Genomic DNA, 7,624 nt, shown 5'->3' with positions numbered 1-7,624 from the left:
TCTTCCTTCATGGGTCTGCCTTTTGAGTAGTTTTCTGCGGTGATTATATTATTTAAAAAGCTTCTACTCACCAGAGCACCCTTTTCATTCTTAATAGTTTTAAGCCTGTTCTTTGAAACAGCCATTGTATTTGTTCTTACAATAAAATTATCTATATATCCTAAATTCCAATTCATATTATAAAGCTTATATCCATCCTCCAGGTTATTTTTATATGAATTTAAGAGCTCATTGGTACTATCTATATCCAATTCTTTTACAGCATTGCTATAGCTGCCTGTAATTGAGTCTGTCTCTTCTTTAAAATCCGAGGAATTCTTTGCGGTTAAAGGAGCTTGAATAACTATTTCCCTATATTTATCATAATCAGATGCAAGGAAATTAATCCTTTCTTTGATATTCATGGTTAAGGTCAGCATCATAAAAACTGAAAATACACCTATAGTAATAGAAATAATTATTCTTAAATTTCTTTTCTTTTTAAGCTTTATGTTTATCCAGCTTCTTTTTATTAAATCTATCCATCTCATATTAAATCCTGCCATCTTTGATATTTATTATTCTATCCCCCAGAGAAGACACTTCTTCATCATGAGTTACAATGAGCATTGAGGTATTATATTTTTTTCTTATATCCTTAAGAAGCCCTAAAATAACCCTTTCCGTTTCACTGTCCAAATTACCTGTTGGCTCGTCGGCAAGTATAATTCTAGGTCTTCTGATTAATGCTCTGGCAATGGCGGCTCTCTGCTGTTCTCCACCGGATAGCTGATAGGGATAACTATCCAGCTTGTCATATAGCTCTAAAGCTTCAAGAAGCTCCTCTGCTTTTTCCTCTCGAAGTCTTTTTCTGCAGCCGGAAAGCTCCAGTGGCATAGCTACATTATCTAAAAAGTTCATGTTATTTAAAAGGTTAAAGGATTGAAATATATAGCCTATGTTTTCTCCTCGAAAGCTTGAAAGCTTATTTTTCTTAATATTGTATATATCAGTACCTCCTATCCTTACATTTCCCTCAACAGGCTTTATAAGGCCGGCAGCGATATTGAGAAGAGTGGTTTTACCGCAGCCTGATTTACCTATAAGGCATACTATTTCGCCTTCTTTGATTTCTAGGTTTATATTACTTAATAATAAATTCTTATTTGGATATTTATAGCTCACGCTGTTAATTTTTAATGCTGCTGTCATCTTATTCCTCCTTTAATACCTGTAAATAGCTTTTTTTCATAAGATTATTAATCATGAAAAATACAGTGGAAATAATCAGTGTTAAGGATATAAGCATTCCTAAGGATAGAGCTTTGAAATCCACTAAAGAAATTTTATAGATATTGAAAAGCTCACTGATATTCAATGATAGATATAAATAATTTAATATCATGGAAATAGATAAAGACAGTATAATTCCTAAAACTGAAGAAGCAGCTCCCAAAATAATAAATTCTCCCACAAAAATTCCTGATAAGCTTTTTTCAGAGCCGCCTAATATTTTCATAATCTCAATTTCTTTAAGCCTTTCCTCTACAGAGGCAGCCAAGGTGTTGGAAATAGTTATTAGAGAAATTAAAATAGCTATAGCTCCTATGCCTGTTAAAATATATCTGACTATCTTGAATATATCCGAGAGTTTTTTATAGCCTCCTGCACCCCCACCGGGATTATATCCAAGTGATTTTAAGGAAGCTAAAATACTTTCACCGGCTGGCTCATCAGAACATTTGATCTGTAGAATAATATCTCTGACTTTTAAAAGAGATAATCCCTTAGCAGTACTATGAGGAATTATGATTACTGGTAAGTTTCCTTCTAATTTTTCATTTAAATTAACAGGTGATATTGTTTCTGTTCCATCCTCAGAGGATATGGTTAAAGGAGAAAAACCGAATTGTTTATAATACTTTTTATTTATTTCCGGTTTATCCATACCTTCACTGGAATATATAGAAAGGCTGCTTATTTTATTATTTATTTTTACATCTTTATCTGAATACAATCTGTTGTAATATTTAAAATGGATGACCTTACTTTTATTATTGTCTAGGAGCTCTTTTATCTTATTAAGGTCATTTGCTCCTTTTACAAATAAGCTGATGTTTAAAGGATCATTCTTTGTGCTGTATTGAGCCTTAAATTCCTTTTCAAGAGCGTAGCCTATGGAAAGCATTATTATAAGGGAAGTGATGCTTAAGGATATGGAGATAAGAAGGAGAAGATTTCTTGCTTTATTATTCAATATATTTTTATATGCCCTTATTAAAATATCTTTATATCTCATTGCTGATTCCTTTCATGTATCAGGCTGCAGATTAAACCTTCCAAAGTAAATGGAAGATTTAAATTTTATATTCTATATAAAGGTTAAAAATCTTTTCTAAATAAATACAAAGTATACAATTATTTGAATATAATATAATTTAATAGAGTTTACTGACAATATATATACTAAAATAAACTCTATAAATTTCCAAAATAACATTGTATACATATTAACAATGCTTTGATAAAATATAATAGGAATTTGGTTACATAACTAAAGACAAATATATATTTAATAATTTAAAAGGAGATGTATCATGAAGTATAGGAAAAGTATTATTGCATTTTTATCTTTATTTTTTATTTTATTCGCTGCAGGATGCAGTAAGAATACAGAAGAAAAACCTCAGCAGACACCTGCATTGAAAATTGGTGTTATGCCTGCAGTAGATTCAGCGCCTATATTTCTTGCTGAGGAAAAAGGGTATTTTAAAGAACTAGGTTTAGATATAGAGGTACAAGTTTATACAAATGCTATGAACAGGCAAAGCGCCCTTCAAAGTAATGAATTGGATGGAGCTATGACAGATGTAATTGCACTGGTAAACAATGTTGAAAACGGATTTGATATAAAAGTAACCACCAGTACCGATGGTGTATTTCCATTTTTAATCAATAAAAATTATGATGGGGATAAAAATGTTAAGGTCGGTATGATGGAGGTTAGTGTCTCCAACTACTTAGCAGACAGAAGCTTAGTTGGATATAATGTGGACAAGGTTTATATAAATGAAATCCCTGCAAGGCTTGAAATGGTAGGGAAGGGAAGCTTAGACATGGCTGTAATTCCTGAACCTATGGCTTCAAAGGGTGAGATGAATGGTCTTACAAAGCTTGTAATTGAAAATACCGATAAATTTTCCCCTGATGTTATGGTTTTTACGGGAAAAGCTATAAAAGAAAAGGAAGAATCCTTAAAGCTTTTCCACAAAGCATACAATAAAGCTGTGGATGAAATTAATAAAAATGATGGTGAAGCAAGAGAGATTTTGGTTAAAAAGCTTCAGCTGGCACCGGAAATTAAAGATAAAATTATACTGCCAAAGTATAATAAAGCAAGAGTTCCCAGTGAAGAGTATCTTAAGGAAATAATGAAATGGAATGAAGAGGTACTTGGGAAAAAAGTGAATCTGAAATATAGTGAATTAGTGGAAGGAAAATTTGTTAATGATTAATGTTAATAACCTTTCCGTATCTTATGGAGAGGAAAAGGTTCTCCATAATATTTCTTTAAATATTGAGAAAAATGCAACCTTTGCAATAATAGGTCCTTCAGGTTGTGGAAAACTACATTACTATACTCCTTAGCCGGTCTAGCCAGACCGGCTTCCGGCAGTATATCAATAAATGGAGAAGAGCTGAAATCGGTAAGAAAAAGTACAGGACTTATACTCCAAAATTATGGTCTTCTTCCATGGAAAAATGTATGGGATAATATTGCTTTTCCATTAAAGGCAAGAAGAGGTGATAAGGAAGAAATTAAAGAAAAGGTTTCAGGAATTTTAAGGAATCTTAATTTACTTGAGCATTCAAAAAAATTTCCTGATGAGCTCAGTGGAGGACAGAAACAGAGGGTAGCCATAGGGAGGACTTTGGCTCTTGAACCGGATATTCTATTAATGGATGAGGCCTCCTCAGCTTTGGATGCAATAACAAAGGAGCATATTCAAAATCTAATCTTAGATATTTACAGAGAAAAGCAGCTCACCTTGATAATGGTAACCCATAATATTGAAGAAGCTGTATTCCTTGGTGAAAAAATTGCCAGTTATGAAGGATGGAAAAATTAAAAGCATAATAGAAAATCCATACTTCGGAGAAAAGGACCTTAGAAACAATATAGAATTTTATAAAATATGTATGGAAGTTAGGAAGGTATTAAATGAGCAAATCTAAGTTTTCATCTGGAAGAAAAACCTTATATGGACTGTTTATAGTAACATTATTATGGTGCATACTTTATTTTGCAGTAGACTCAGCGGCAATACCATCTCCTTATAAAACCCTTATTAATTTTGTGGAAATATTTCCGGGAACCTTAAGCAGACATCTTTTTGTAAGTCTTGGAAGGATACTATGGGCAATAAGCCTTTCTTTAATTATAGGAACTGCTTTAGGGATATTTATAGGAGTAAATTCCTGGGCTGAAGAACTTATATCACCCACTATATACATACTATATCCTCTTCCTAAAATAGCCTTTCTTCCAATACTGATGATTTTGTTCGGCTTGGGAAACACACCAAAAATACTGCTTATTGTGTTTATCATAGTATTTCAGTTTATATTAGCCTCAAGAGACGGAGTTAAAGAGATCCCAAAGGAGCTTATATATTCTGTTAACTCCCTTGGATTAAGTAAACTCCAGTTTTACAGACATTTAATAATACCTGCCTTGCTTCCTAAAATAATAACTTCTTTGAGAAACAGTATAGGGATAAGCATATCAGTGTTATTTTTCAGCGAAAATTTTGCTACTACCTACGGAATTGGATATTTTATAATGAACAGCTTTGCCATGGTTAATTATGTAGAGATGTTCAGCGGAATAATGGCTTTAAGCCTATTAGGTCTTATACTTTTCAAATTAATTGATATATTAGAAATGAAGCTCTGTCCATGGATAAAAATATCCAGGGAACATATGGTTTCAGGCTCAGAAGCATAACTAATTAATAGAGACAAGAAGAAAAAGTTAATCAGTATAAAACTATTAATACGAAGGAAGATTATATTATGAAAAAAGGTTATATGATAAAGCTTATTAAAGATTTATGGATAGCGCTAAGACCTCTCTCTCTTACTCTGGCACTGGCGTCTACCACCTTAGGGATGCTTATGGCAAACAGAGAAGGATTACTTTTTACATCTAACAGAACCTTAGATATATTCAAAATAGTACTTGTTACCATAGGAGGCATGAGCATATTAGGCTGTGCCAATTTAATTAATGATTTTTACGAGGGGTCTTTTAAATATCACAGACCGGGAGAGAAAACCTACAAGTTCTTAAAATATGAAAGGACCGCCTTTGATCTTTTAGTATTTGCCTTCAGTATGGTGTGTATAGGAATAACCGCATTAATTGGGGTTATACTTATGTATATAAGCACTACAAAGCTTATTTATGTAGGAATTGCAGGAATAATAGGAGCCTATGCTTATACCGGAGAGCCTTTTGTTTATAAAAAAAGAGGTCTTGGAGCTATATTGTCTCTTATATTGGTAGGTTCCTTAATGGTCCTTGGAAGCTATATGGTGTTTGCCGGGGAGTTTTCCTTTGAACCGGTACTTTATACCCTTCCTGCAGGTTTAATGATACCTCTTATGATGATGTCCAATGAGATCAGGGATTATGAAAGAGATAAAGATTTGGGAATAAAGACCCTTACGGTAATTTTAGGAGTTAAAGCAGGTAAGATGATTTATTTAGCCCTTATAGTTGCAGCATATCTTCTTACGGTGATTTTTGTATTTATAGGTAAACTGCCTCCATTAGCATTGGCTGTGTTTTTAACCCTTCCTATTGCGATAAAATCCTACAAAAAGGTTTCTATACCTAAAACCAGTGCAATAAGAATCACTAATTGGCTTCATATATCCTTTAATTTAATAACTATAATTGCACTTATGGTTTCATAAGTACTTAATAAGTACATTAGAACAAGCCTCAGAAATGTCAGGTGCCAGTCACCTGACATTTCTGAGGCTTGTTCTATTTTTTTAAATATCCCTTAAATGCTTATTGAATATTTGAGTAACAAAAAGTAAAATTATAAAAACACCGCAGGCTGCATACAAAAATAAAATAGAGGTGAAGGGAGCTATAGATGCGATTATCATAGATGCTACAGGTGTAGCACACATGGCAAGGGAGTTAAATAAGCCTGCAACCCTTCCTATATATTCTTTATTAACCTTTGTCATGAAAGCTACATTAACAATCATCATAAAGATACTTGCAACAACTCCTGCGGTGAAGCAGGTAATAGTTATAATGGGGATAAGTGCTTCCTTCTGTATCATAGTTAAGGCAGATAAAATGATATATATAAATCCGAAAGATATTCCGGTGATTATAAACATATATATTCCTTTAAATTTTTCTGCAAGCTTTGGGTAAAAAAGTGAACCTAAAATCATTCCAATGGTCATTGCTATATTCATGAGGGAGATAATCTCAGGACCGCTTGACAAGCCTTCTCCCACATAAGCTGCTTGAAGAGAGTTAAAGGGAACCAGTAAAGCTCCAAATATTGCTCCAAATAAGCAGATATTAAATATAAGTTTATCTTTTCTGAAATATACGAGACCTTCCTTTAGATTGGTGAAGTATTCCGTATACCCATCAGAGTTTTTCTTAATATTCTCTTTTCCATATATGATATTTATAATGATTGCTCCGGAGATTAAAAAGGTTAGACCATCTATTATAATAGCTCCGCTTATACCTACCAGACCAATTATTATTCCAGCTGCTGCAAAGCCTGCAATTTCCACCACTCTGCTTGAGCTTTGAGTAAAGGCTGTTCCTAAAGAGTATTTTTCTTTACTCAATATGTAAGGAAACATGGATATGCTGGCGGGAGTCCTAAAGGATTCTAAGGTAGAGTTGAAGAAGGTTATCAGGATTAAGTGCCAGGGCATCAAATAGCCTGTCCAATATAATACTGCAGTTAATATAACCAAAAGTCCTCTTCCAATGTCGCAGAGCGCTACAACCTTTTTCTTTTTAAAATAATCAACAAATACTCCAGCGATAGGCTGAAATATAATGTTTGGAATTGCATTGATTCCAAAAAGCAGTGCTAAAATCGCTTTTGAGCCTGTTAGATCATAAATCATCCATCCATAGGCTATAGAGTCAATTGAATCCCCAAATCTAGATATTAAGTTAGCTATTAAGTTCATCATGTAGCCTTTTTCAGTAAGTAAAGTCCTATAACCAGTATTTGTGCCCGTTTCTATCTGTGACATATAACCCTCCCTAAAATTAAGTATCAAGGTACCTTCCAAATAAATAAGTACCCTCATCTAATTACAATAATTGTAAATGATTATAAATCTATTATCAAATAAATACATATAAGGGTAAAAATATAATTATAGAATACAGAGTTTCAAGAAAAGGTTAAGAGCTAAAAAATTGATTTGTATTTTGATATAAACATCATATAATCCATAGTTTTCTACTATGAGAATGAGAAGGATAAACCAATACATATAAAATTATATAAAATCACATAATATATTTGTAATTTGAAATTGACATTTTATTGTGTTGTGGTACAATAATCACGTAGAG

General features: G+C 32.8%; 10 protein-coding genes. 6 read left to right on the top strand and 4 right to left on the bottom strand.

The features are described 5' to 3' along the window. The 3 genes from TA89_RS10085 to TA89_RS10075 all read right to left on the bottom strand — a co-directional run. Positions 1–530 (bottom strand): hypothetical protein (locus TA89_RS10085; RefSeq protein ID WP_147590109.1); only part of this gene is annotated, 530 nt, incomplete at its 3' end. A 1-nt stretch (position 531) separates the two neighbouring features. After that, a complete protein-coding gene (locus TA89_RS10080; RefSeq protein ID WP_052447419.1) occupies positions 532–1,191 on the bottom strand; it encodes an ABC transporter ATP-binding protein in 660 nt (219 codons plus the stop codon). Position 1,192: 1 nt separating this feature from the next. Further along, positions 1,193–2,278: an ABC transporter permease gene (locus tag TA89_RS10075; RefSeq protein WP_040213110.1), complete on the bottom strand. Its 1,086-nt coding sequence runs from the start codon at positions 2,276–2,278 to the stop codon at positions 1,193–1,195. Between the two features lie 298 nt (positions 2,279–2,576). Between TA89_RS10075 and TA89_RS10070 the strand changes: the two genes are divergently transcribed. The 6 genes from TA89_RS10070 to TA89_RS10055 all read left to right on the top strand — a co-directional run bounded on the left by TA89_RS10070 (position 2,577) and on the right by TA89_RS10055 (position 5,961). Then, positions 2,577–3,494, top strand: coding sequence for an ABC transporter substrate-binding protein (locus tag TA89_RS10070; RefSeq protein WP_052447418.1), 918 nt, complete (start codon positions 2,577–2,579; stop codon positions 3,492–3,494). Beyond that, the gene (locus TA89_RS18850; RefSeq protein ID WP_242850113.1) at positions 3,487–3,627 is read left to right on the top strand and encodes a hypothetical protein; all 141 of its coding nucleotides are present in this window, start codon (positions 3,487–3,489) and stop codon (positions 3,625–3,627) included. The genes TA89_RS10070 and TA89_RS18850 overlap by 8 nt, the downstream gene beginning before the upstream one ends. Beyond that, positions 3,597–4,109 (top strand): ATP-binding cassette domain-containing protein, encoded by a 513-nt coding sequence (locus tag TA89_RS10065; protein WP_242850112.1) that lies wholly within the window; start codon positions 3,597–3,599, stop codon positions 4,107–4,109. Before TA89_RS18850 ends, TA89_RS10065 begins: the two co-directional genes overlap by 31 nt. Beyond that, on the top strand, positions 4,090–4,215 hold the full coding sequence (locus TA89_RS19055) for a hypothetical protein (RefSeq protein ID WP_278246228.1): 126 nt from the start codon (positions 4,090–4,092) through the stop codon (positions 4,213–4,215). The genes TA89_RS10065 and TA89_RS19055 overlap by 20 nt, the downstream gene beginning before the upstream one ends. Further along, positions 4,202–4,987 (top strand): ABC transporter permease, encoded by a 786-nt coding sequence (locus TA89_RS10060; protein WP_040213108.1) that lies wholly within the window; start codon positions 4,202–4,204, stop codon positions 4,985–4,987. Before TA89_RS19055 ends, TA89_RS10060 begins: the two co-directional genes overlap by 14 nt. Before the next feature lie 68 nt (positions 4,988–5,055). Then, entirely contained in the window at positions 5,056–5,961 is a 906-nt protein-coding gene (locus TA89_RS10055) for a prenyltransferase (protein ID WP_040213107.1), read from the top strand. An 81-nt stretch (positions 5,962–6,042) separates the two neighbouring features. Here TA89_RS10055 and TA89_RS10050 read toward each other — a convergent pair whose 3' ends face one another. Continuing rightward, the gene (locus TA89_RS10050; RefSeq protein WP_040213106.1) at positions 6,043–7,296 is read right to left on the bottom strand and encodes an MFS transporter; all 1,254 of its coding nucleotides are present in this window, start codon (positions 7,294–7,296) and stop codon (positions 6,043–6,045) included. Positions 7,297–7,624 lie beyond the last annotated feature (328 nt).

Source organism: Clostridium polynesiense, assembly GCF_000820705.1.
Lineage (GTDB): Bacteria > Bacillota > Clostridia > Clostridiales > Clostridiaceae > Clostridium_AA > Clostridium_AA polynesiense.
This window is presented reverse-complemented; position numbering and strand designations above follow the sequence as displayed.

Coding starts and splice junctions, on each gene's coding strand:
- TA89_RS10055 (WP_040213107.1), top strand. CDS start 5,056: ATGAAAAAAGGTTATATGATAAAGCTTATTAAAGATTTATGGATAGCG.
- TA89_RS19055 (WP_278246228.1), top strand. CDS start 4,090: ATGAAGGATGGAAAAATTAAAAGCATAATAGAAAATCCATACTTCGGA.
- TA89_RS10075 (WP_040213110.1), bottom strand. CDS start 2,278: ATGAGATATAAAGATATTTTAATAAGGGCATATAAAAATATATTGAAT.
- TA89_RS10070 (WP_052447418.1), top strand. CDS start 2,577: ATGAAGTATAGGAAAAGTATTATTGCATTTTTATCTTTATTTTTTATT.
- TA89_RS10060 (WP_040213108.1), top strand. CDS start 4,202: ATGAGCAAATCTAAGTTTTCATCTGGAAGAAAAACCTTATATGGACTG.
- TA89_RS18850 (WP_242850113.1), top strand. CDS start 3,487: ATGATTAATGTTAATAACCTTTCCGTATCTTATGGAGAGGAAAAGGTT.
- TA89_RS10080 (WP_052447419.1), bottom strand. CDS start 1,191: ATGACAGCAGCATTAAAAATTAACAGCGTGAGCTATAAATATCCAAAT.
- TA89_RS10050 (WP_040213106.1), bottom strand. CDS start 7,296: ATGTCACAGATAGAAACGGGCACAAATACTGGTTATAGGACTTTACTT.